The organism is Rahnella sp. RcJ3, assembly GCF_009498575.1.
GTDB lineage: Bacteria > Pseudomonadota > Gammaproteobacteria > Enterobacterales > Enterobacteriaceae > Rahnella > Rahnella aceris.
The window spans coordinates 500199-524810 of sequence record NZ_QSNX01000001.1; the positions used below are offsets into that span (position 1 = coordinate 500199).

At 50.3% G+C, this 24612-nt stretch carries 21 protein-coding genes; 8 read left to right on the plus strand and 13 right to left on the minus strand.

What is annotated here, in order from left to right:
* Positions 1-122 precede the first annotated feature (122 nt).
* Positions 123-479 (plus strand): hypothetical protein, encoded by a 357-nt coding sequence (locus tag DXU84_RS02400; RefSeq protein WP_153374691.1) that lies wholly within the window; start codon positions 123-125, stop codon positions 477-479.
* 25 nt (positions 480-504) lie between these two features.
* On the opposite strand, the gene mdtG is transcribed toward DXU84_RS02400, so the two are convergent.
* From mdtG to DXU84_RS02420, 4 genes are all read right to left on the minus strand, one after another.
* Complete coding sequence (mdtG, locus tag DXU84_RS02405; RefSeq protein ID WP_013576271.1) at positions 505-1743, minus strand: multidrug efflux MFS transporter MdtG; 1239 nt, start codon at positions 1741-1743, stop codon at positions 505-507.
* A 264-nt stretch (positions 1744-2007) separates the two neighbouring features.
* The gene (locus tag DXU84_RS02410; RefSeq protein ID WP_013576270.1) at positions 2008-2442 is read right to left on the minus strand and encodes a DoxX family protein; all 435 of its coding nucleotides are present in this window, start codon (positions 2440-2442) and stop codon (positions 2008-2010) included.
* A 211-nt stretch (positions 2443-2653) separates the two neighbouring features.
* Positions 2654-3589 (minus strand): Kdo(2)-lipid IV(A) acyltransferase, encoded by a 936-nt coding sequence (locus DXU84_RS02415; protein WP_013576269.1) that lies wholly within the window; start codon positions 3587-3589, stop codon positions 2654-2656.
* 376 nt (positions 3590-3965) lie between these two features.
* Positions 3966-5063 (minus strand): NADH:flavin oxidoreductase/NADH oxidase, encoded by a 1098-nt coding sequence (locus tag DXU84_RS02420; RefSeq protein WP_013576268.1) that lies wholly within the window; start codon positions 5061-5063, stop codon positions 3966-3968.
* A 228-nt stretch (positions 5064-5291) separates the two neighbouring features.
* Here DXU84_RS02420 and DXU84_RS02425 point away from each other — a divergent pair, with 228 nt between their 5' ends.
* Positions 5292-6347, plus strand: coding sequence for a rhodanese-related sulfurtransferase (locus DXU84_RS02425; RefSeq protein WP_013576267.1), 1056 nt, complete (start codon positions 5292-5294; stop codon positions 6345-6347).
* Between the two features lie 67 nt (positions 6348-6414).
* On the opposite strand, the gene DXU84_RS02430 is transcribed toward DXU84_RS02425, so the two are convergent.
* Complete coding sequence (locus tag DXU84_RS02430; protein ID WP_015690191.1) at positions 6415-6990, minus strand: YceI family protein; 576 nt, start codon at positions 6988-6990, stop codon at positions 6415-6417.
* A 64-nt stretch (positions 6991-7054) separates the two neighbouring features.
* Complete coding sequence (locus DXU84_RS02435; protein ID WP_153374693.1) at positions 7055-7600, minus strand: cytochrome b; 546 nt, start codon at positions 7598-7600, stop codon at positions 7055-7057.
* Between the two features lie 554 nt (positions 7601-8154).
* Between DXU84_RS02435 and DXU84_RS02440 the strand changes: the two genes are divergently transcribed.
* The 3 genes from DXU84_RS02440 to DXU84_RS02450 are packed head-to-tail and all read left to right on the plus strand — an operon-like array spanning position 8155 to position 13475.
* Positions 8155-9297, plus strand: coding sequence for an efflux RND transporter periplasmic adaptor subunit (locus tag DXU84_RS02440; RefSeq protein ID WP_153374695.1), 1143 nt, complete (start codon positions 8155-8157; stop codon positions 9295-9297).
* Positions 9298-9306: 9 nt separating this feature from the next.
* Positions 9307-12402, plus strand: coding sequence for an efflux RND transporter permease subunit (locus DXU84_RS02445; protein ID WP_153374697.1), 3096 nt, complete (start codon positions 9307-9309; stop codon positions 12400-12402).
* Between the two features lie 29 nt (positions 12403-12431).
* Complete coding sequence (locus DXU84_RS02450) at positions 12432-13475, plus strand: AI-2E family transporter (RefSeq protein ID WP_131638052.1); 1044 nt, start codon at positions 12432-12434, stop codon at positions 13473-13475.
* A gap of 279 nt (positions 13476-13754) precedes the next feature.
* Here the strand turns inward: DXU84_RS02450 and DXU84_RS25055 are convergent, their stop codons facing one another.
* The 5 genes from DXU84_RS25055 to pyrC form a co-directional block, all read right to left on the minus strand.
* Positions 13755-14060 (minus strand): helix-turn-helix transcriptional regulator, encoded by a 306-nt coding sequence (locus DXU84_RS25055; RefSeq protein WP_228388934.1) that lies wholly within the window; start codon positions 14058-14060, stop codon positions 13755-13757.
* 563 nt (positions 14061-14623) lie between these two features.
* Entirely contained in the window at positions 14624-15739 is a 1116-nt protein-coding gene (gene solA / locus DXU84_RS02460; RefSeq protein WP_126124998.1) for an N-methyl-L-tryptophan oxidase, read from the minus strand.
* A 144-nt stretch (positions 15740-15883) separates the two neighbouring features.
* A complete protein-coding gene (gene bssS / locus DXU84_RS02465; protein WP_013576258.1) occupies positions 15884-16138 on the minus strand; it encodes a biofilm formation regulator BssS in 255 nt (84 codons plus the stop codon).
* 346 nt (positions 16139-16484) lie between these two features.
* Positions 16485-16739 carry a DNA damage-inducible protein I gene (gene dinI, locus DXU84_RS02470; RefSeq protein ID WP_013576257.1) on the minus strand — a complete coding sequence of 85 codons (255 nt, stop codon included), beginning with the start codon at positions 16737-16739 and terminating at the stop codon, positions 16485-16487.
* An 81-nt stretch (positions 16740-16820) separates the two neighbouring features.
* Complete coding sequence (pyrC, locus tag DXU84_RS02475) at positions 16821-17870, minus strand: dihydroorotase (protein ID WP_037037326.1); 1050 nt, start codon at positions 17868-17870, stop codon at positions 16821-16823.
* Between the two features lie 223 nt (positions 17871-18093).
* On the opposite strand from pyrC, the gene DXU84_RS02480 reads away from it, so the two are divergent.
* On the plus strand, positions 18094-18381 hold the full coding sequence (locus DXU84_RS02480; RefSeq protein WP_153374699.1) for a putative quinol monooxygenase: 288 nt from the start codon (positions 18094-18096) through the stop codon (positions 18379-18381).
* 73 nt (positions 18382-18454) lie between these two features.
* Here the strand turns inward: DXU84_RS02480 and rne are convergent, their stop codons facing one another.
* On the minus strand, positions 18455-21739 hold the full coding sequence (gene rne, locus DXU84_RS02485; protein WP_153374701.1) for a ribonuclease E: 3285 nt from the start codon (positions 21737-21739) through the stop codon (positions 18455-18457).
* Between the two features lie 600 nt (positions 21740-22339).
* Between rne and rluC the strand changes: the two genes are divergently transcribed.
* The gene (gene rluC, locus DXU84_RS02490) at positions 22340-23302 is read left to right on the plus strand and encodes a 23S rRNA pseudouridine(955/2504/2580) synthase RluC (RefSeq protein ID WP_013576252.1); all 963 of its coding nucleotides are present in this window, start codon (positions 22340-22342) and stop codon (positions 23300-23302) included.
* A 49-nt stretch (positions 23303-23351) separates the two neighbouring features.
* Here rluC and DXU84_RS02495 read toward each other — a convergent pair whose 3' ends face one another.
* Positions 23352-23945, minus strand: coding sequence for a nucleoside triphosphate pyrophosphatase (locus tag DXU84_RS02495; protein WP_153374703.1), 594 nt, complete (start codon positions 23943-23945; stop codon positions 23352-23354).
* A gap of 142 nt (positions 23946-24087) precedes the next feature.
* On the opposite strand from DXU84_RS02495, the gene yceD reads away from it, so the two are divergent.
* Positions 24088-24612: a 23S rRNA accumulation protein YceD gene (gene yceD / locus DXU84_RS02500; RefSeq protein WP_013576250.1), complete on the plus strand. Its 525-nt coding sequence runs from the start codon at positions 24088-24090 to the stop codon at positions 24610-24612.

Sequence of the window (24612 nt, forward strand, 5' to 3'; positions counted from 1 at the left end):
GTCAGCGGAATTTCAGCTTTGCAAAGGCTGTGAGGGGAGAGGGTAAAAGTTTAGCAAACCGGCTACACGGGCAGCGTTTGAGGCATAAAGTGATTCAGACTTCTCAAGATAAGGTGAATGTTATGAAGACTCTTTCCCGCGTTTTGCTCATGCCGCTGTGTGGCCTTGGCGTATTATTCAGCGTGGCCAGTACCGCGGCTGAAAATACACATCCCCAATCACCGATAGAACAGCCGCACGGGTTGCCACCCTTCCACGGCGAGGGCATGCTGCCACCGCCGCCAATGATGGTCGGCTTTTGCCATCCGGGGCAACTGTTCTGTGCCAGCGTAGCCAGTGATAACCCGACTGAAACTATTCAGAAACTGACGTCGGTACTTCCGGCTACAACGGCAGGCAAGCATTACGAAGTGCGTCTGGCCGTCGTCGAGGTGCCGGATTACATGTCAGTGCCGCCGCTGGCAGAAAAATCTCAATAAGCCTCGCTGCTTCGTCGGCTGGAATTTAGTCAATCATGGCCTGATGAGGCCGGCGTTGCAGACACCAGTACGAATATCCCGCGTTGAATAACACCACCATCGCCGTAACAAAAAATACCGTCCGGAAGCCGTAACTGGCTGAGACCGCCGCACCCAGTAACGGACCGGTGACATTGCCCACATCACGGAACGACTGGTTGTAGCTGAATACCCGTCCTGCTACCTGATTAGTGCAGTTATAGATGAGCAGGGTCTGAACGGCCGGCAGCAATGCGCCATCGCAGGCACCCAGCAGAAAACGCAAAATACCCAGTTGCAGGGGTGTTTGTACCAGGGCCATCGGGATCAGCAACAACACAGATAACGCCATCATCGCCACCAGGATCCGCTCGGGGCCAATCCGGTCGCCGAGTTTGCCTAAACGCGGTGCACTCATCAGCGCGGCCACGCCAGGTACCGAAGCAATCATGCCGCTGATAAACGCCAGGTTTTGTGTATTACCGGCCAGCTCCCGTACGTAAAGCGTCAGGATCGGCGCAATCGAACCCGTCGCCACCTGAATAATCATGGTGGTGACAAACAAACACAGCACCAGTTTAGGATTTTTCAGCGAGGCAAAGACCTGCTTACGGTTCAGCATGTCTTTTTTGCTCACCGGGACAAACTGCTCACGGATAAAATAAAGCGTCATGATGAAACACAAAAACAGCACCGACGCGGTGATAAAGAACACCGGACGCAAACCATAGCTGTCCGCCAGCAACCCTCCGACCAGTGGCCCGAGCAGCGCACCGCTGACACCGCCAGTTGATAACGTACCCAGCGCCCAGCCGCTTTTATTGCGTGGGATTTGTGTGGCAATCAGCGCGTTAGCATTGGGAACAAATCCGCCCAGCAAGCCAAGTAACGCGCGAAGAATCAGGAACTGCCAGATATTCTGCGCGAAGCCCATTAATACCATGACGATGGACATGCCGAGTGCGGATCGCAGCAGCATGATTTTGCGGCCTTTACGGTCCGCGAGTCCGCCCCAGAAGGGGGAGGCGATGGCGGAAAACAAGAAGGTGATACTGAAAACCAGACCCGACCACATATTCAGGGATTCATGACCGGTTACGCCGAGGGTTTCCACGTAAAGGGGCAGGAAGGGCATGATCAGACTGAATGCGGCACCGGTCAGGAAGCAACCGATCCAGGCGACAAACAGATTACGTTTCCAGTTAATGGGATCTGGGGCGATTTCAGGTTCAGAGGCCGAAGTCATAAAATACCGAAGAAAGAGGTCAGATTCGCTCTGGAATGACACAAAGAAACAAGGCAGAGCATAAGTAACAATCAATTGGCTTAATAATTATGCGCCTAATTATCATTCACTTCAATGATGTTAACGAACTGTAACAAGCGAAGTGAAATACAGGTTCAAAAAGTCTGGAGGAGTGAGGGAGAGCAGATGAAAGCCAAAAAACGGTCAGCAAGGAGGCTGACCGCGACAGACAAAGAATTAAAAACGCAATACTAAAACCGGATTTTAGCGCAGGGCTTCGTTCTTCATGACAGAGTAACGGCCGCTGCCCAGGAACATGATGACCAGACCACCAAAGAAGTACAGAGCTTCACCTTCCAGCCCCCATGCACCGACTTCAGTAACGGTGAAAAATTTGCCACCCACGACCAGGAAAACTGCCACTAAAATGTTGAATGCCAGCACCAGAGCGGCAGGGCGGGTCAAGATGCCCAGAATAATCAGAACCGGCGCAATCACTTCACCGATGTACGCACCGTAAGCAATAAAGCCCGGCAGGCCATCAGCCTGTAACATCTGTGCAATCCAGCCCACGCCATTTTCCATTTTTGCTACACCATGGAATAAAACTAAAATACCAAAAGTCAGACGCAACAAAAGTTTACCAAAGTTCTGATGATCAACAGCACGGGTAAAAGCGGAGTTCAGTTTTGCCAACATAATGTGTTCCTTGCAAAGGTAACATGCCTTTAAGAGGCGGGAGGCACGCGGCTCCAAAATCAGCGGAGTAATCACATGCAGAAATTATGGAGAGAGTATTGGCCTAAATCGGGTGGGATCAAATCTGATAAGTTTGAAGAAGTCTGTGAAAAAAACTGATGAAGCAAATCAAAAAAACCGGACCTGCGGCTGCCGGACCGGTTCCGGGTGATTAATCGCTAAGGGCTTTATAGAGCGAAGGCTCACCTTGCGGGCGTGTTTTAAAGCGACGGTGCAGCCACATATATTGCTCCGGCGCCTGACAGATCTCGTTTTCCACCACTTTATTCATATACGTGGCGGCAACCACTTCATCATCCAGCGGGAAGTCAGCGACCTGAGGGTGAATAATCATCTCATAACCTTCCCCTTTCGGCAGACGACGCGGAGTGAAGGGAATAATTGCCGGTTTGCCCATGCGTGCCAGCAGATATGTCCCGGTGGTGGTGGCGGCTTTATCGACCGCGAAGAACGGTACAAATACGCTGGCGCGCGGGCCGTAGTCATGATCAGGCGCGTACCAGATGATGTCGCCTTGCTTGAGGCTGCGGATCATCCCTTTGAGATCTTTGCGATCCAGCATCCCTTTATTCGAGCGCATTCGGCCTTTGGTCTGGATCCAATCCATCAGCTTGTTATCGTGAGGACGGTAAACCCCCACGCCAGGATTATGGATACCAAAGATACGTGCACCCAGTTCCAGCGTCAGGAAATGTACACCGATCAGCAGAACGCCTTGCTTGTTATCACGCGCATGCTGGATATGTTCCAGACCGCTGACTTTAAACCAGCGCTCGATGCGCCAGTCTGGCCAGAACCACGCCATGCCGGTTTCAAACAACCCCATGCCGACGGATTCGAAATTTTTCACAATCATATCTTCGCGCTGTTCCGGGCGCATATCCGGGAAACACAATTCGATATTGCGTCTGGCGATTTTATAGCGACGTTTCAGGAAGCGCATTGAGAAGCGACCCAGCCCGGTACCGATGCGATAAATAACCGGATAAGGCAGTAACACCAGTGCATAAAGCAGTCCCAGACCCATCCAGGTGATCCAGTAACGAGGGTGCAGTAACGAACGATTAAAGGTTGGTACCTGAGTCATAGAATCTCTGCGTCAGTGAGTCGAAGTAGAAAGTTTATAAGCTCTGTCTAATGCAGCAGCCTGCCACAGAAACACGCACACATATTCATCCGGAATATGTGTTGTCCGTTATCTTCTGCAGCAAAGTGACATATTGTGGCATTTTTTTGATGTGAGGTGAAAATTCACGGCACTAATACCTCATTTATTTATAGGTTGAGTGAATGAAAAACAAAACGAATTCTCATTAATGTCCCGGCATATTCATTCACCATCAATTCAAATATCAATAGAGAATGTCTTTTTGTCAATGAAACGGGCGGCTGTCGGGCCGCCCGTGATCACGTTTGCAAAATCCCCTTTCTGGCGACTTTCGCGTTAATCTTAAATCTGGTTATTATTCCGGCAGGAAAAGGCCTTTGACGCTATGCGGTTCGCTGCGCCAGTACTGTTTCGGCGCGGCCACTTTTTCCCCCAGTTTTGCCGCTGCATGCCAGGGCCAGCGCGGGTTATACAAAATACCGCGTGCCAGAGCAATCATGTCTGCCTGTCCGGTGCCGATAATGGCTTCCGCCTGTTCCGGTTCAGTGATCAGACCCACAGCGATCACCGGCATTTTCACATAACGCTTAATGCCATCAGCAAATGGCACCTGATAGTTCGGGCCGACGGTGATTTTCTGATGCGGACTCAGACCGCCGCTGGAGACGTGAATGTAGCTGCAACCCAGTTCATCAAGCGCTTTGGCGAGTTCAATGGATTGCTCCAGATCCCAGCCTCCCTCCACCCAGTCGGTGGCGGAAATACGCACACCAATCGGTTTTTCTGCCGGGAATGCCGCACGGATTTCCCCGAAGATCTCCAGCAGCAGGCGCATACGGTTTTCCAGTGAGCCGCCGTACTGGTCGGTGCGCTGGTTTGAAAGTGGTGACAGGAACTGGTGCAGCAGATAACCGTGAGCGCCGTGCAGTTCCAGCAGATCAAAGCCCAGACGGTCGGCGCGACGAACTGTATCGACATAGGCTTTTTTCAGCTCAGCGATTCGCTCCAGCGACATTGCCTGCGGGGCCTCAGTGCCTTCGGTGAAGGCGACGGCGGAAGGCGCAATCGTCTGCCAGCCACCCGCTGACTGGGCGATTTGTGCTCCGCCTTGCCACGGCGCAGCACACGACGCTTTACGTCCCGCATGTCCGAGTTGCAGGCCAAGTGGCATATCGCTGTTTTCACGTAAGCCGGTCACTAAATCCTTCATGGCCGCTTCGGTTGCATCGTCCCACAAGCCCAGATCCTGAGCCGAGATACGCCCCACGGCCTCGACAGCGGTCGCTTCCAGGATCAGCAAACCCGCACCTGAAAAGGATAACTGCCCGAGATGCGCGTGATGCCAGGACGTGGCTTTCCCTTCGTCGGATGAATACTGGCACATTGGCGCGATCACGATGCGGTTAGCGAGTGTCAGCTTCCCTAAGGAAATCGGTTCAAAAAGCTTACTCATGTTTCATGCCCCTTAAAATTCAGCGTGGTGATGGACTACAAGAATAGATAACAACTAAGAATAGGTTATCGCATTTCAAAAATGGGCAATGTACAGCAGGTGTTTTTCTCCTGACGAATTTGCAACGGGAGATGTCCTCATTGTTGCTTTAATGTATAATCTTGCCGCTTCAAAAGTAGCTATTCGGTATCAATAGTTAAATTCCCCTGAAAGACAGGAACGTACACCATGCCAGTGTTACATAACCGTATTTCTAATGAGGAACTGCGTGCGCGCATGTTGGCTGAAACTGAGCCCCGCACTACGGTTTCTTTTTATAAGTATTTCCAGCTCGAAGATCCAAAAGCCTTTCGTGACGCCCTGTACGTCAGCCTGACACGCCTTAACGTATTTGGCCGTATTTACGTGGCAAAAGAAGGGATTAACGCACAAATCAGCGTGCCGCAAAGCCAGTTTGAAGCGTTCAAAACCGTGCTGTTTTCCAGCCATCCGGCGCTGGATCAGATCCGCCTGAATGTCGCGCTGGAAGATGATGGTAAATCCTTCTGGGTGTTGCGTCTCAAAGTGCGTGACCGCATTGTCGCGGACGGGATTGATGATGATTCTTTCGACCCGTCAAATGTGGGTGAGTACCTGAAAGCCGAACAGGTCAACGCCATGATTGACGATCCGGACACATTGTTTGTCGATATGCGCAACCACTACGAATACGAAGTGGGGCATTTTGATAATGCGATTGAAGTCCCGTCTGACACTTTCCGCGATCAACTGCCTATGGCCGTTGATATGCTTAAAGAAGACAAAGACAAGAAAATCGTGATGTATTGCACTGGCGGCATTCGCTGTGAGAAAGCCAGCGCGTACATGTTGCATAACGGTTTTAAAAACGTCTATCACGTGGAAGGCGGTATTATCGAATATGCACGCCGTGCCAAAGAGCAGGGGTTACCGGTAAAATTTAAAGGCAAAAACTTTGTCTTTGATGAACGTATGGGCGAGCGTATTTCCGATGACGTGATTGCACACTGTCACCAGTGCGGTGTGGCCTGCGATAACCATACCAACTGCAAAAACGACGGCTGCCATCTGCTGTTTATTCAGTGCCCGACGTGTGCGGCGAAATTTGACGGCTGTTGCAGCGAAATCTGTATGACAGAGCTGAAGCTGCCAGTAGAAGAACAACGTGCATTGCGCGCGGGTCGTGAGAATGGCATAAAAATATTCAATAAGTCCAAAGGCTTATTGCAAACCACCATGCATATTCCGGCACCTGAAAACGACTGACCGGCGTGTATAAAAAAGCCCTGAATGGCGGCAGCGATTCAGGGCTTTATACGTTGAGGGAAGGGGATTACTTCTCCTGCACACCCTCGACCGAAATAATCAGCTCGACATTCTGCGATGCCGGACCGAGATCGGTAGTAATTCCATAATCCTTCAGCGCGATGGACCCTGCCGCTTCAAAACCTGCACGATAACCGCCCCATGGATCCTTGCCCTGACCGAGCAACTTAGCCTGTAACGTTAAAGGTTTGGTGACGCCGTTCAGCGTGAAATCGCCAGTCACTGCCAGATTTTCACCTTCTTTCTTCACTGACGTTGATTTGAATGTGGCCTGCGGATGTTTGCCAACATTCAGGAATTCAGCGCTGCGCAAATGTTTGTCACGTTCGGCGTGATTGGTGAATACGCTGGTGGTGTTAATCGTGACATTCACTTTATCCGCAGCGGGATCTTTCTCATCAAAAGTGAATCCGCCATCGAAATCATTAAAGCTGCCGTACAGCCAGCTGTACCCTAAATGCTTGATACGGAATTCAATAAAAGCGTGCTGACCTTCTTTGTCGATCTTGTAGCTGGCTGCCGTTGCCGAACCCGCCGCCAGTAACAGCGACGCCAGGGTTAAACCCAGAGTGGTCTTTTTCAACATGGTTATTCTCCGTTTATCCATAATATGAACAACATAAGTAAAGAGCTGACCGTGAGCCGGATCAGCGCCCCAGCATGCGGGTCAGGGTGCTGTCACGATCGATGAAATGATGTTTAAGCGCGGCAAGGGCGTGAAAACCTGAGATGATCAAAATGCCCCACGCCATCCACAGATGCAGCGTGCCCGCGATATCGGCCTGTTGTTCCAGTCCAGACAGTGTGGCAGGGATCTCAAACCAGCCGAAGACACTGACAGGCTGACCTTCAGCCGTCGAAATCAGATAACCGCTGATCAGAATGCCGAACAGGCCGATGAACAGCAGAACATGAGCCAGCCAGGCGCCAATACGCGTTTTCACGCTGTAGCTTGCCAGCGGCTTAGGTGTCGGAGAAATAAACCGCCAAGCAAGACGAAATACCATCGCAGCAAAAATCAGGATGCCGATACTTTTATGTATTTCCGGTGCACGGTGATACCAGGTGTCGTAATAGCCCAATCCGACCATCCATAATCCCAGTGCAAATAAACCATAAACGGCCACAGCGATGAGCCAGTGAATTAACACTGAAATATGGCCAAAGCGTGCAGGTGTATTTTTCCACAGCATAAGATGATGTTCTCAGTGAAGAGGGTGTTTGTGGAAAATAAACATTTGGAAACATATTGGCAAACTATTATTTTCAAATTAACCGATTAATTTAACTTGTTCATTATTTTTGATGGTATCAGGAAGGTTTCCTTCAGTGCTTTTGCTTTTGTTATCTTACGGCGGTTTTGATTATATCGATTTCAGTGATGACAGGGGTCTGTAAGGTTTTGTCATCGAAGGTAAAGTTAATCCTGATACTAAAAATTTGAGTAAAAATAATGATTTCAGGAGTGATTAATCCTTGTTGATGCTTTTCATTAGCCGGTCATTTTATGTGAACATGAAGTTTTGTTATTCAGGCTATCAATCTAAATGTTTCTTAAATAAAACGTAAATATGTTAAAGGTTGATTCTCGAGGTGATCGAGATCAGTTTGTGATATCAGACAATATTTATAATTCTCAATAATCCTGATTAGGAATTTTTTTATAGATTAATATTTGATGTTTGCCGGTGTGGGCGCTTTAGCTGAATTAAAAGAGCACCATCCGACATCACATGGAGAGTGACATATGTTTCCTGCAATGAGCCGTTTTATGGCAGTGCCAGTGCTGCTGACAACATTATTATTCCCCCTGACCCGCGTGGCGGCGCAGCCTTTGCCGACAGTGACCACTGAGACCATCACCACTCAACCTGATGGCGTCAGCCGGACCTATCTCGGGCGTCTTGAAGCTGTTCAGGCCGTCAATGTGACCAGCCGGACTGAAGGATTTATCGCCCGCCGGGCCTTTGAGGAGGGGCAGTTTGTGAATGCCGGCGACGTCTTGTATGAAATCGATCCCGCCTTGCATCAGGCGGCTGTCGCTCAGGCCAAAGCCCAGCTCGACAGCGCCAATGCTACCGCACGCCATGCACAAACCCATCTGAACCGCATACAGCGTCTCGGTGATGCGCATACCGTCAGCCAGTCTGATGTCGATACCGCGCTGGCTGCCCGTGATACCGCCCGTGCGGCTGTCGCGCAGGCGCAGGCGGCGTTAAAAACGCAGGAACTGCAACTAAGCTATACCCGCATTACGGCGCCCATTGCAGGGCGCATCGGCGTGAGCCATTTTCATACCGGCAGTCTGGTGAATCCGGCCAGCGGTGCACTCACGGAAATCGTGCAGCTCGATCCGGTACGTGTGGTGATTTCAGTGAATGAACGTGATGTTCTCAGTGCCAGCCACAGCAGTGGCACGCTGGAAGACGCTTTCTCTGCCGATAACATGACGCTTTCTCTGCGCTTATCGGACGGTTCACCTTATATGAAAGCGCCCGTGCTGGAATCCCTCGGCAATCGTATTGATGCGCAAACAGGGACCTTGCCGGTCAGGCTGACTGTGGCAAATCCAGACCATCGTTTGCTGCCGGGGGGCACCGTGAATGTGGCCGCAGCGCCGCGTTCCGGACATTCTCTGCCGGTACTGCCTGCGCAGGCTTTGCAGCAAAATGCGGCAGGGCACTTTGTCTTGCTGGTGAATGCCGGACAGCGCGTGGAAGCACGCCCGGTGCGTCTTGGTGCACAAACGGGACACGGCTATTTCGTCATTGAGGGTTTGCAGGGCGGAGAAAAAGTTGTGACAGAAGGCCTGCAATGGATCCGGCCAGGTATGGAAGTGAATGCACGGGCTGCTACGGATGCCCCGGATATGGCCGCGAAGAAACGTTAAGGAATAACGATGCTCCAGCAATTTATTAAAAGACCCCGCTTTGCGGTTGTCATCGCGCTGGTGACGGCGCTGATCGGTGCCGTCGCCCTGAAGGTCATTCCGGTTGAGCAATATCCGGATATCACGCCACCCGTGGTGTCAGTCAGTGCTATTTATCCCGGTGCGAGTGCACGGGACGTAGCGGAATCCGTTGCCGCGCCGATTGAGGCGCAGGTTAACGGTGTCAGTAACATGCTGTATATGTCGTCGAATAGCGGCAATAACGGCAGCTACACCCTGACTATTACGTTCGCCAGCGGTACGGATCCGGATACGGCGGCTGTTGAAGTACAAAACCGTATTTCACAGGTCAGCTCACGTCTTCCGCCGGAAGTGCTGAACACGGGCGTGTCGGTGCGCAAACAGGCTTCTAATATTCTGATGGGCATCAGCCTCCTTTCACCGGAAAATACCCATGACATGCTGTTTATCAGCAACTTTGCCAGCATTCAGTTGCGTGATGCGCTGGCGCGTGTGGATGGTGTAGGTGATGTCCGGGTTTTCGGTTCCCGTGATTACAGCATGCGTATCTGGCTGGACCCGCGCAAAATGGAAGCGCTGGATGTCAGCAGTATGGAAATCAGCGCCGCTATTCAGAATCAGAATGTGCAGGCGGCGGCCGGGCAGATTGGCGCGTCACCGAGTCCGTCAATGCAGCAGCAAACCCTGACCATCAGCGGTGCGGGGCGTCTGAGTTCGCCGGAAGCGTTCGGCAATATTATTGTGCGTAAAAATGCTCATGGCGGTACGGTGCGTTTGCGCGATGTCGCGCGTATTGAACTGGGTGCGCAGGATTATCAGGTGAATGCGACACTGAATCAGACGCCGTCTGCCTTCCTGTCAGTCTATCCCGCACCGGGGGCAAATGCGCTGAATGTGGCGAATGCTGTGCGGGAGGAAATGTCGCGTCAGGCACGCAATTTCCCGGATGATCTTACCTATGAAATCAAATTCGACTCGACTCGTTTTGTCAGTGCTACGCTTGATGAGATTGCCGTTTCACTGGTACTGACCTTCGTCGTCGTCCTGTCGATTGTTTATCTGTTCCTGCAAAGTATGCGGGCGACATTCATCGTCGCACTGACCATTCCGGTGTCTTTACTGGGGACGTTTGCCGTGCTTTATGCCTTTGGCTATTCCGCCAATACCCTCAGCTTATTTGCCATTATTTTGGCGCTGACGGTAGTGGTCGATGACGCCATCGTGGTGGTGGAAAACGTTGAGCGCCTGATGATGGAGGATCCGTCGCTCGGGCGTGTGGCCGCAACCCGCAAAGCTCTGAAGCAAATTGCCGGGCCGGTCATCGCCACTACTGTGGTTCTGCTGGCGGTATTTGTGCCCATTGCGGTTCTGCCGGGTATTACCGGTGCGCTGTATCGTCAGTTTGCTGTCACTCTGTCGGCGGCCGTTGTTCTTTCAAGTATCAACGCGCTGACCCTGACCTCTGCGCTGTGCGCAACCCTTCTCAAGCCGCGACCTGCGAAGCCGGCCCGTGTTTTCCACTGGTTTAATCAGGGGCTGGACGCTGTTCGCGATGTCTATGTGAAAGCCGCACGGGGCATCAGTAAAAGTGCGTTCACCAGCGTTGTAACGGTTCTGGTGATCGGCGGAGCCTGTGTATGGGGCTACAGCAGTTTGCCAAAATCCTTCCTGCCGGATGAAGATCAGGGCTACTTCTTCGTGAATGTGCAGTTACCCGACGGGGCGTCATTAAACCGCACCGATGCCGTGCTCGGGCAGATGCAGCAGATTATGCAAAAAGACCCGGCGGTCGAGGATGTGATCGCCATCAGTGGCTTCAGCCTGCTGAGTGGCGGGAGTTCGCCAAACGCCGCATTTGGTATCGTGTTGCTCAAGCCGTGGGGCGATCGCGACAGTGTGGATCAGGTGATTGGTCGCCTGCAACCGGCGATGTCGGGTATTCCATCTGCAATGATTATGGCAATAAATCCGCCCGCGATTTCCGGATTAGGTACGGCCTCAGGGCTGGATTTACGTTTGCAGGCGTTACAGGGGCAATCGCCACAGGAACTGGCTGTCACCGGACAGGCGCTGATCCAGGCCGCTAACCAGGATCCTAATCTGAGCCGTGTATTTACTACCTTTAGTGCATCCGTGCCGGAAATCGCCCTGAGCGTGGATCGTGACCGTGCGGCGCTGTTACAGGTACCGGTCAGCCGTATTTTCGGTACGTTGCAGACATCACTTGGTGGCGTGAACGTCAGCGATTTCATCATCAATAACCGTCTGTTCAATGTGCAGATGCAAAACGAAATGGAAGATCGCCAGCGCGCAGACCAGATATCCACACTCACGGTACGCAGCGACAACGGCTCACTGGTCAGCCTTGCGAAGATGGTTGAAATGACACCGTCGCTGGGTGCACCGTTTATCACGCAATATAATCAGTTCCCTTCACTGGCTATCAGCGGCTCGGCGGCACCCGGCATCAGTTCCGGTGAGGCGATGGCGCAGATGGAACATATCCTGAGCGAGAAGCTGCCTGCGGGTTACGGCTATGAATGGACCGGCATGTCATTGCAGGAAATTCAGGCTGGTGGCCAGGCCATCCTTATCTATGCCGCGGCACTGCTGTTTGCGTATCTGTTTCTGGTGGCGCAATACGAAAGCTGGAGCATTCCTCTTGTTGTGATGATTTCTGTGATTTTCGCGGTGTTTGGTGCAATCGGCGGCCTGCACATGGCGGGGCTGAGCAACGACGTATATGCTCAGATTGGTATGGTCTTGTTAATCGGCCTCGCGGCGAAAAATGCCATTCTGATTGTTGAATTCTCAAAAGCCAGAAGAGAAGAGGGGGCATCCGTTAGCGAAGCGGCACAGGACGGCGCGAAACAGCGTTTCCGCGCGGTAATGATGACGGCAATCTCGTTCATTCTCGGGGTGTTACCGCTGGTCATGGCATCCGGTGCAGGTGCCATGAGTCGGCATATCATCGGCGTTACGGTGTTCAGTGGTATGTTGCTATCCACGACGGTGGGGATCCTGTTTATTCCGGCGCTGTATCTGCATATCCAGCGTCTGCGTGAGTGGGTGAAATCTCGCTAAGGATCCGGCCAGCTTCAGGAGAGAAAGGCTTGCGTAAAACGATCGTGACAACTCAGGGTCTGAAAATTGTTGTAATGATGGCGATGCTGGTAGTGATCTTCGCGGGGATTAAATCTGCTGCAGATATCATCGTGCCCTTTATTCTGGCGCTGTTTCTGGCTTTCGTATTGAATCCGCTGATTGTCTTACTGGAAAAATGGCGGGTGCCCCGGGCACTCGCTGTTTTGCTGGTGGCAACGCTGGTGATTTGCATGATGGTTTTTCTGACCACCAAACTGCTGGTGACGCTCAATGAATTTGCCCGCACATTGCCACAATATCGCGGACTTATTGTCGACAAACTCAGTGATATTGAGGCCTGGTTTCCGCAAAGCGAACTGACGTTATCTCCCGAGCAACTGGCCAGTTACATCGATCCGGCGGCGACGCTGAATATGGTCAGTAAGTTAATCAGCTATTTGTCCAACGCCATGGCCGGTCTGTTCTTACTGCTGATGACCGTGGCATTCATGCTGCTTGAAGTCCCGCAACTGCCCTACAAAGTGGAGCAGATGTCTGAGGACCCGGGCAAAGGAATGGCTAATATTCAGCGTGCCCTGGACAGCGTGACACGCTATCTGGTGATCAAAACGCTGATAAGTGTGGCGACGGGGCTGGCAGTTTGGGCCTTGCTGGCAGTTACCGGCATCCGTTTTGCGTTCCTGTGGGGGATGCTGGCTTTCGCCCTGAATTACATTCCCAATATTGGTTCTTTTATCGCGGCTATTCCGCCGATCATTCAGGCATTTTTGTTTAACGGTTTCAGTGAAGGGTTGATCCTGGCAGGGGGCTATATCCTCATCAATCTGATTTTCGGCAGCATTATTGATCCGAAAATTCTGGGGCGCGGATTGGGGTTATCGACGCTTGTGGTCTTTATGTCGCTGATATTCTGGGGATGGCTGATGGGGCCGGTCGGCATGTTGCTTTCGGTGCCGCTGACGATTGTGCTCAAGATAGCCCTTGAACCTACGGCGGCAGGTCACAAAATTGCCGTGCTTCTGGGTGATGGTCCGCCAGAACATAAAAGTTAGCTTTTCTCTTCAAAATGATGAGCAAACATTTCAATTTTTTATGCATTAAGCGAATCACTGAAAGCAGGATGTTTGTGATTTTTGTGGGAGTCGCATGACGAGAAATTATGCTTGTCATTGGTGAGTCTGCTAACATTAAGGCCATCGTCGGCTTCTGTCGTCATAGTGCAACCTGGCGAGAGAGAGAAGGGATACAAACAAGATATTTAAAAAGATGGGTGAAGAATATCACGATATAAAATGCCCTGAATTATCAGGGCATTTAGGGTTTTTGCAGGTTTAGCTATAAGTTTTGTAAATCATCTGCAAGTCGTCTTTAATTTGTCGGCTGATTGGCGTCGCAGAAATATCATCAATGGGCCAGAATAAATACTTAATCAGGTTGTAAATGAAACAAAATTCCAGCCGGTTACGGACTTTGATTTTCTGCGCCAGATGTCGTTTATGGACATATACCGTACGGCTGCTGATGTTTAATTTTCTGGCAATGCGGTAGTTCGGCATCTCAGACATCCAGTAGCTCATTACCAGAATTTCCTGATCGCTAAGTAACATTTTTGGCAAACCGAAGTTATTTATCGGCATAAATGCTTCGGGATCTGCTGCAATCTGCTGCAAGAGGGAGGTGAGTGCCTGCTTGTTGAGAATAGAGACTTCGCGGGTAACGGCAATCGGTGTTTCGGAATCCGGTTAACTGGCGTCAACGTAGCAGTATATTCGGGCGCTTTGACGAAATTCAAAAAAAGCTTTTAATTCCTCAGATACTTCTGCGTTATGGCAATGGTTTGTCATATTCACAAGAATAATATCAGGTTGAAATTCAGGAATTAGATTGAGGGAGTGAGAAATATTCACAGTGTCGATAATATCGAGGCTGTTATTTTCAATAAGATAAGAGAAAATTCCTAAACGCGTAAAACCACAGGGTTCAATTATACAAATTTTCATACCACGTCCTTGTCATGCGTAACATTACGCGCCGAAACCACTCCTGTGATTTCTGTATCCAGCATAGATTCTTTTCTATAATGCTGTCAATTCGTAAATTCCAGTCTATTGATCTTGTTCAAACTGAAATTGAAAAAATCGTATCGTTAATAAAATGATAACCCTCGATAAATATTCACGAGGGTTGAAATTATTTTACGTTAATTGAACCGCGTAAGAGAAAAGGGGGTGAGATCAAAAGGAATAGGATGATTGTTACCGAAGTGAGTAACTATTTCCCCTAATACGCTGGCGAATTTAAAACCGTGACCACTTAATCCCGAAATCACTAAGGTATTTTCTCTGCCCGGCAGGGTATCAATAATGAAATCTTCATCAGTCGTCATGTCATAAGTGCATGACGCACCACGCAAACTGACACCTACACCCGGCAGGAAATGGCGGAAGAAATTGAAGGACTCTGTGCCATCCTGACTGACGCTGCCGTAAGGTTTACGCTGCTCGGGTTCCGTTATCCATTGACCACCGTTATGTTTACCTAACTTAAGTTCATCCTTCACTGAGGGGAATCCGTAGTACTGATCGCCTTGCAGAGTTTCGAGCGTAAAGGCTGGAAAATGGTTTTCTTCACTGTAGCGGCCATCTGCATGGAACCAGGCAAACACCTTACGCAGAGGCTTCACGGGTAATTCCGGGAGGATTTTCGTGACCCAGGTTCCCGCCGTTACCACCAGTTTGGCCCCGCGGTAGACTCCGTCAATCGTTGATACTTCAATGCCATCATCCAGCCAGTTAATACTTTCAACGGGACAGTTGAATAATTGCGCACAGCCTGCTTCCCGTGCGAGACGAATGTATGCCGCAACCGCCATTTCACTTTGCAGAAAACCCGAGTTGGGTTCGTATACACCGCAATAGCCGTCCTGCAACGTGAACAGAGGCCACTTTTCGCGAATTTCAGCCGCACTAAGGGATTGTATGACGAGATTGTAGGTTTCTGCGCTGTTCTTAACGTTACTGATAAATTCAGAGTTTTCAGGACCAATATTCAGGACGCCGCTACGATGGAAAATCTTATCGCTGCTCAGTTCTGCCAGCTCATCCCAAAGTGTTTGAGCTCTCAGCAGCATTGGCACATAACGGGAACCTTCGCCGTAAGCGTGGCGGATAAGGCGCGTTTCGCCATGGTGACTGCCCGCCTGATGGGGTGGCATTGCGCTATCTATCATCAGCACTTTCAAGCCGGAACGGGTGGCGTAGTAGCCTGCGGCTGAACCGACCGAACCGCTGCCCACGATAATGAGATCGTAATCCATAATTCAAACGTTCCTGTGGTGAGAATTTTTAACAAACTGGCTACTGGCATGATAGAGAGTTTAAGGCGAAGAAGGCAAGCAGCGCGGAGGCAAAGAAAAAGGCACCAGGATAAATCGCTGGTGCCTCAGACTGGCAGGTAAAGATTAGTGTTTTCGGTGATCACTGTATTCGTACTCGTTAGATTCTATCTTTTCGATGCCGGCTTCAAGAATGTTAATGAGTTGCCGTGCAACGTCGGTAGTTAACCACAAGGTTCTGTCTACCTGAGCATCCTCGGGTGTCTGGTCTTTTGAAGACAGGTAATGAAGGCGTATCATCATGGCATCATAAGAGTCGACGGTACTGATATCCCAACCAACAAGCGGGTGTGTCTGAATAACTTCATCATTTCTGTCCATATAGACCCCTTATATTGTAGTGACTGACGTGAGTGACTATCTGAGGATCAAGGCGGCTCATTATCATGTGAGCAATTTCAGTATAAACAGATAAACCGATTTATGGAGTGATTTAAGCGTATTAAATTGTAAATAATTTGTGTTGATTATTTATTCAGCGGAATAATCTGAGATTAACTTAAATTTTATTTTTCAGAAGAGTCTGTTTTATGCAGTAAAAAAGAATAAAAAACCGGACTGCGACGCCCGGTGAAATACACCAATAGCCTTGCGGCGTGGTTTTAATAAACCTGATTATTATAGATAGGGAGTAAAAAGTGAATGGCTTTTCAGGGATTTCATCGGGTTACTCATCGTTCTGATTTGAGAACCAGTCATCCGCGCTTTCCCAGGTTTCCTGAAGAATTTCCTCGATAAGGTCACGGTCAGTTTTTGCGCCACCCAAAACGGACAGGCTATTTGCCCCCGCATAGCGGACCTGAATTTTATTTTCGCGGTCAGAAAACTGTTTGTTAATTCTTTTACTCAATTCACCTGATAACGCGTCCAGCGCGCCAGCAGGCAGAGGCTTGGTTTTATCGATTGTGACTTCAACACGCATAGGACCTCCTGAATAGATTTGACTGTATATTTATACAGTCAAATCATGATCAGTGCAATACACGCTTGTGAGAATTTGTATTTAGTTCGACGTCACTTTCCAGTTCAGTGTCTGACCTGCGAGGAATGGCACAACAGATTCATTGCCCAATGCAATTTCTTCCGGCTGCGTCACCGGTATACGAGACATTTCGATGAAGTCTTCATTGAGCGGCAGGCCATAGAAACGCGGGCCGTTAAGGGAGCAAAACGCCTCAAAGTGTTGCAGTGCATTCATTTCTTCAAAGACGGTCGCATAAGCCGATAACGCCAGTGGGGCATTGAAGCAACCTGCACATCCGCAGCTCGATTCTTTACGGTCTTTGGTGTGCGGCGCAGAGTCGGTACCGAGGAAGAAGCGATCCGCGCCGCTGGCGATGACCTCACGCAATGCTTCCTGATGAACGTTGCGTTTGAGAATGGGGAGACAGAACAGGTGAGGGCGCACGCCGCCAACCAGCATGTGATTGCGGTTGAACATCAGATGCTGCGGCGTAATGGTTGCGCCCAGATACTGATTGCCGGAAAGAACATACTGCGCGGCTTCTTTGGTGGTGATGTGCTCGAAGACAATTTTCAATTCAGGGAACTGACGACGCACCGGATCCATAACTTCATCAATGAAGCGGGCTTCACGATCAAAAATATCAACATGGTTGTGAGTGACTTCACCGTGGATCAGCAAAGGCATACCGATTTTCTGCATACGTTCCAAAACAGGGTAAATCATTTTGGTATCAGAAACGCCATGCTGGGAATTTGTTGTCGCGTTGGCCGGATACAGTTTTGCTGCTGTGAACACGCCTTGCTCGAAACCGCGGGCAATTTCTTCCGGATCCAGAGAATCGGTCAGATAGCAGGTCATCAGAGGGGTAAAATTATGTCCGACAGGCAACGCGGCCATAATCCGTTCACGATATGCTATCGCAGCCGCCACGGTGGTTACGGGAGGGCTCAGGTTTGGCATGACAATCGCACGACCAAATACTTCACTGGTGAAAGGTAACACCGTGCTGAGCATTTGGTCGTCACGAAGGTGAATATGCCAGTCATCTGGACGGCGGATTTTCAAAACTTGCGGTGTTGCGGTCATCAGGCAAAACTCCGGCATTGAGAGACAAGATATTGGGATCAGGTGCGGTAATGGGAGCATTAACGGCGGGGAACAAGAATAAGCGTAAAAGCGATGTGTTGCATCTGTTAAATAAAGTTCGTATTGAAATCAATGTGTCGAAAGGTTCATAGTGGGGACAGATTTTAGTCAGAGTGCTTACCGGTTCGCCGCTAAGCATGACCAAAAAAACAGGAGAACCATTATGGAAATCAGAGTTGTTGCCACTATTGTCGCTAAAAAAGAGTTTACGGCAAAAGTGACAGAAGCGTTGCTTGACGTAATTGAACCAAGCCGACAGGAAGTAGGGTGCCTGCAATATGAGTTGCATCAGGATCTCGATACAGAAAGGACTTTTGTTTTCTACGAGCGATGGGCCTCTGAAGAAGCGCTGAATCAGCACAACAAAACTGAACATTTCCAGCATTTTGCAAAAAGCCTGGAAGGCAAACTGGAGGAACTCACGATTCGCCGGTTGAAAAGTCTGGCCTGATGAGATTGAATCTTCAACAGTTTCTATAAAAAAACCCGCCGAGGCGGGTTTTTTTAGACTGAGTGGTCAGCGATTACTCGGCTGGCATCTCAGGTTTGGTGGCCGGGGCTGTTGCAGTGGTGGCTGCCGCATGGCCGCCTGCAGAGCCCTTACCCTCAAAGTTGAACTCAGGACGAATCCAGTCACTGTGACGAGGTGGCTCTGGCACATAGGCAGGTGCTGGCGCCTTCGTCATTGGCGCGGTTGCGAGGTGCTTGAAGCGAGGTGCAACAACCGCAGCTTCAGTACCTGCCGGAGCGGCTGCGACTGGCGCAGTTTCCACAGCAGGTTTAACTTCAGCAACAGGTTCAGCTTTCACTTCGGGTTCGGCGACTGGCGCAGGTGCCTGAACTTCAGATGCAGCGAGAACATCTGTGGGTTCAACGATCGCAGGCTCGAGCGCTTCTGGCGCAACATCAACCACAGGTGTTTCTGCAACAGGTTCAGCTGTTGCCGGTTCGACCAGCACTGGCTCGTCGGCTACAGGCTGTGCAACGTCTGCTGCTGCGATTTCGGCCGGCACCTCTTGTGGTGCAGCGTCAACAACATCATTGACAGGCTCTGCGACTGGCTGTTGCGTAACGTCAGTGATGTCAGATATTACCGGCGTATTCGCCTGTGCAATCTCGACCTGCTCAGTCAGCACTTCAGGAGTTTCTGTTTCAGTAACCTGTTGTTCAGAGGACTGAGCAACCGGATAAGTGACCCAGACTTTACCCGAAGCCATTTCCGGAGAAACGAACGCACCTGCAAGTGGCATTGGTGACTGGGTCGGATAACGCTCATCACGATAACGACGACGACGTTGGCCGCTTACACGCAGATGGCGTGGAGAACGACGTGAACGACGTGGCATGCCATTTTCACGGGCGTTGTCATTCTGATTATCTTCGCTATCAGCAACGTTTGCGGTTTCAGCATCAGAAGGTTCCTGCTCAGCAATCGCTGGCGCCGCAGGGCGAGTGCCGGTGATCAATAACTGAGCTGCAGCTTCTTCTTCATGATCTACTTCTGCTTCAGATTCGAAACGGATTTTATGCGACAACTGACGACGCTGACGGCGCTGAGTTGGCTGACGATCTTCCTGCTCAGTGTCATCGGCAACCACCGGAGCAGCAACCTGTTCGACAACTGCGACATCCTGAACTTTCTCTTCAGTTTGTGGTTTACGCTTGTCTTCAGAACGGCGACGCGAACGTTCACGGCGAGGCTGTTGCTGCTGTTCTTCACGAGCGACAGTTTCAACTTCTTCGCTACGGGTTTCGGTAACAACCTGTTCCTGATTACGGCGGCCACGGCGCTGTTGATCATCACGCTGTTCGCGATTATTTTCGCGGGTATCACGGCTTTCACCACGATTATCACGATTGTTGTCACGACCTTCGCCACGTTCACCACGATTACCGCGGTCATTGCGCTCACCGCGTTCTCCGTTGCGATCACGACGTCCGCCCTGGCGGCGTTGATTACGGCGTTCGTTGTTACGACGGTTTTCCGTTTCAGTAGCTTCCGGCGTCTCTTGCGGTGCTTCAACAGGTTTAACTTCCTGCTGTGGCTCCGGTGCGAACAAGCTTTTCAAACCACTCAGAAGGCGGCTGACAAACCCTGATTTCTCAGCAACAGGTGTCGCAGGCGCATTAACTGTTGCTGTTCTGGTTTTAACCGGTTCTTCGGTCACTGCTGCCTGCTCAAAGCTGGATGGAGGCGCTTCGCTTTGCAGCGCAAACGCAGCCAGTGCCGGTTGCTCAGGACGACGACGTTCAGTCGGCAACTCTTCTGAAGGTTGCAGCATTTCCGCTTCATGAATCTGTGGCAGCAAATAGCTCAGTGCAGAAATTTCTTCGCCTTTACGAACGCGAAGAACATGGTAGTGCGGAGTTTGCATCTGATCGTTAGGCACGATCACTGCACGCACACCACCCTGACGTTTCTCGATGGCATTCACCGATTCACGTTTTTCGTTCAGCAAGTAAGAAGCGATTGGCACCGGAACGATGGCATGCACTTCTTTAGTATTTTCTTTCAGTGCTTCTTCTTCGATCAAGCGCAGAATCGACAGTGACAGAGATTCGTTGTCACGGACGGTACCAGTACCTGCACAACGCGGGCAGATATGGTGCGTTGATTCACCCAATGACGGGCTGAGGCGCTGACGGGACATTTCCAGCAAACCGAAACGGGAAATGCGACCGATTTGAATACGGGCGCGGTCCTGACGAACGGCATCACGCAGACGGTTTTCTACTTCGCGCTGATGGCGAACAGGTGTCATGTCGATGAAGTCGATAACAATCAGACCACCGAGGTCACGCAGGCGTAACTGACGGGCAATTTCATCTGCAGCTTCAAGGTTGGTGTTGAATGCGGTTTCTTCGATATCGCCGCCGCGGGTTGCACGCGCGGAGTTGATGTCGATAGCGGTCAGCGCTTCGGTGCTGTCGATAACAATAGAGCCACCGGAAGGCAGACGGACTTCGCGCTGGAAAGCGGATTCAATCTGCGATTCGATTTGGTAATGACTGAACAGCGGAATTTCGCCAACATACGGCTTAATTTTGCTGCTGAAATCAGGACGACCCAGAGCAGCAATATGTTCTTTTGCCAGCTCGAGGACTTTCGGGTTATCGATGAGGATCTCACCGATGTCCGGGCGCAGGTAATCACGAAACGCACGAACGATAACGTTGCTTTCCTGATGGATCAGGAATGGCGCAGGGCGGCCTTCAGCGGCTTTCTTGATCGCATCCCAATGCTTAAGACGGAAAGTCAGGTCCCACTGCAGAGCTTCTGCGGATTTACCGACACCGGCAGTACGCACAATCAGGCCCATGCCATCAGGCAGTTGCAGGGAAGACAAGGCTTCTTTCAGTTCAGTACGGTCATCGCCTTCAATACGGCGGGAAATACCCCCTGCGCGTGGATTGTTTGGCATCAGAACCAGATAACTACCGGCCAGACTGATAAACGTCGTCAGTGCTGCGCCTTTATTTCCACGCTCTTCTTTATCTACCTGAACAATGACTTCCTGGCCTTCGCGCAACACATCTTTGATGTTCGGGCGGCCATGGGAAGAATAATTGCTTGGGAAATATTCGCGGGAAATTTCTTTCAGAGGGAGGAAACCATGTCGTTCCGCGCCGTAATCTACGAATGCTGCTTCCAGACTTGGCTCAATGCGGGTGATTTTACCTTTGTAAATATTCGCTTTTTTCTGCTCATGGCCCGGACTTTCAATATCCAAATCATACAGCCGCTGTCCATCTACGAGGGCAACGCGCAACTCTTCTTGCTGAGTTGCGTTAATCAACATTCTTTTCATCTTAACTTACTCATTATTATTCCATTATTGACAGAGCTGCGGGCAAAATGACCTCATGACCGGATAAACCGTTGGCCCCGAGTCTTCTCGCAAATCGTCAACCTCACGGCTGTCGCTTGCATAGGGGCGCATTATTTCGGTAAGTCTGCTTTTGCTGTATTAAAGACACCAGCGTTGTGAAAGCAGCACTTTTATTAGGGGAATAGCTTCTGAATTTACGTTAACAGATCTCATTCCATTCGCCGGCCAAGCTGCAACCCGCAGCCCGCTAATTGCTTGATTTCACATTACGTCTTACGCCATTGCTGCGTTTTTGTGCGATCAGGCAAATCTATAATTCCTGCGTTTTCCCTAACTTAAGAGAAACAACGCCGAAAGTGACTTCATTATTCCATTGCAGGCACTGTGATAGCAAGGTGACTTTTCCCAAGCAGGTAAGATATTTACCTCAATGAGAGATGCGCCGCATTGTCAGAACCTGAGCTTTCTTAAAAAACAGGGGGGGTGAGAAGGTTTTCCTATGCTGTTACTGGTAAAGTAAAAGTTAAGCACATAAAAATCAGTGGCGCGAACCGTGCCGGATATTTAGAATCGCGAGCCATGAAAACTGAGAATCCAACTGTACAATTAATCCCCATTTCTGACGACGAAGCCGGTCAGCGTATCGACAACTTCTTACTTAAAATCCTTAAGGGCGTGCCGAAGAGCATGATCTATCGCATCGTGCGTAAGGGTGAAGTGCGGGTAAATAAGAAAAGAATTAAGCCGGAATATAAATTAATTGCCGGTGATGAAGTGCGTGTCCCGCCCGTTCGTGTTGCTGAACGTGATGAAGCGCCTGTTTCTGCAAAGCTGGATAAAGTCGCCGCGCTGGCGGATTGCATCTTATATGAAGACGATCATTTGCTGATCCTTAATAAACCTTCCGGCACTGCCGTACACGGCGGCAGTGGTTTAAGTTTCGGCGTGATTGAAGGCCTGCGTGCGCTGCGTCCGGATGCTCGTTTTCTGGAACTGGTTCACCGTCTGGACCGTGATACTTCCGGTGTTTTGCTGGTCGCCAAGAAACGCTCTGCACTGCGTTCCTTACATGAGCAACTGCGTGTGAAAAGCATGCAAAAGGATTATCTGGCGTTGGTCCGGGGTGAATGGCCGTCACACTGCAAAGTCGTGCAGGCCCCTTTACTGAAAAATATTCTGCAAAGCGGCGAACGTATTGTCAGGGTTAATGCCGAAGGCAAGCCTTCAGAAACGCGCTTCAAAATTGAAGAACGTTATGAGTTTGCAACTCTGGTTAAAGCCAGCCCGGTGACCGGCAGAACCCATCAGATCCGCGTACACGCATTGCATGCCGGACATCCGATTGCGTTTGATGACCGCTATGGTGAGCGTGATTTCGATGCAAAACTGTCCGGAACAGGCCTCAATCGTTTATTCCTGCATGCGGCGGCGTTGCGTTTTGAGCATCCGAACACGGGTGAGACGATGCGTATTGAAGCACCGATGGATGCCAAACTGCGTAACTGCCTGAAAGTTTTACGGGGTAAAACGACAGCACGTTAAAGTGCGAATAGTAAACAGAGGCGCACAGAGTGCGCCTTTTTTATTCCTTTTATAGCAACGGATTGATGCCTTCCTGACGCAACAAGGCGAGCAGGGCAATAAGAGGCAACCCAATCAGCGTGTTCGGGTCGCGTCCTGCCAGACTGTCGAAAAGTGTGATCCCCAGTCCTTCGCATTTAAAGCTCCCGGCACAGTCATAAGGTTGTTCGCGATGCAAATAACCGGTAATTTCTTCATCAGTTAATGACCGGAAGGTCACGTCAAATGTTTCACATAAAGTCTGCGCCGTTTGTGTTTCGCCGTTATACAGGCTCAGGCCGGTGTAAAACGTCACTGTCTTGCCACTGGCAGCACGCAACTGGTGGAATGCGTTATCAAACGTGTGCGGTTTGCCGGTTATTTTTCTGTCAATCACGCAGACCTGATCAGAACCGATTATCAGGTGTTCAGGATACAAAGCTGCAAGCACGCTGGCTTTGCTGTAAGCCAGACGCTGCACCAGTTCGGCGGGTTTTTCGTCCCGACCCAGCGTCTCATCAATGGCGGGTGAGGCGCAGGAAAATACCAGGCCGGTTTTATCGAGAAGGGCCTTGCGGTAAACCGATGTTGAAGCCAGAAGTAATTTTTTTTGAAGTGCTGACATAATTTTTTTTCACAAAGCGTGGCGTTATTGAATCGCACATTTTAAACTGTCGGCCGCTGCGGAAGCGAATATTGGTGAAAGGTGCGGTTTTAAGGCCTTTTTCTTTGACTCTCTGTCGTTACAAAGTTAATATGCGCGCCCTATGCAAAAAGTAAAATTACCCCTGACCCTTGATGCGGTTCGCACTGCCCAGAAGCGTTTAGACTATACAGGTGTCTATACTGCTGATCAGGTTACGCGTGTTGCCCAATCAGTGGTCAGTGTGGATTCTGATATACAAACCTCTTTGTCGTTTAATATCGACAACCAGCGTTTGGCTGTGATTACCGGCCACTCCGATGTTGCTGTCACTCTGGAATGCCAGAGATGCGGTAAGACGTTTGAACATCAGGTTCACACAACATATTGTTTTAGTCCTGTCCAGAATGATGAACAGGCTGAGGCATTACCGGAAGCGTACGAGCCGATCGAAGTCGATGATTTTGGCGAAGTTGATTTGCTGGCAATGATTGAAGACGAAATTATTCTTTCACTGCCTGTCGTGCCGGTACATGAATCTGAACACTGTGAAGTGTCCGAAGCGGACATGGTATTCGGTAAACTGCCTGAAGAGGCGGAGAAACCAAATCCATTTGCCGTATTAGCGAGTTTAAAGAAAAGTACTTAA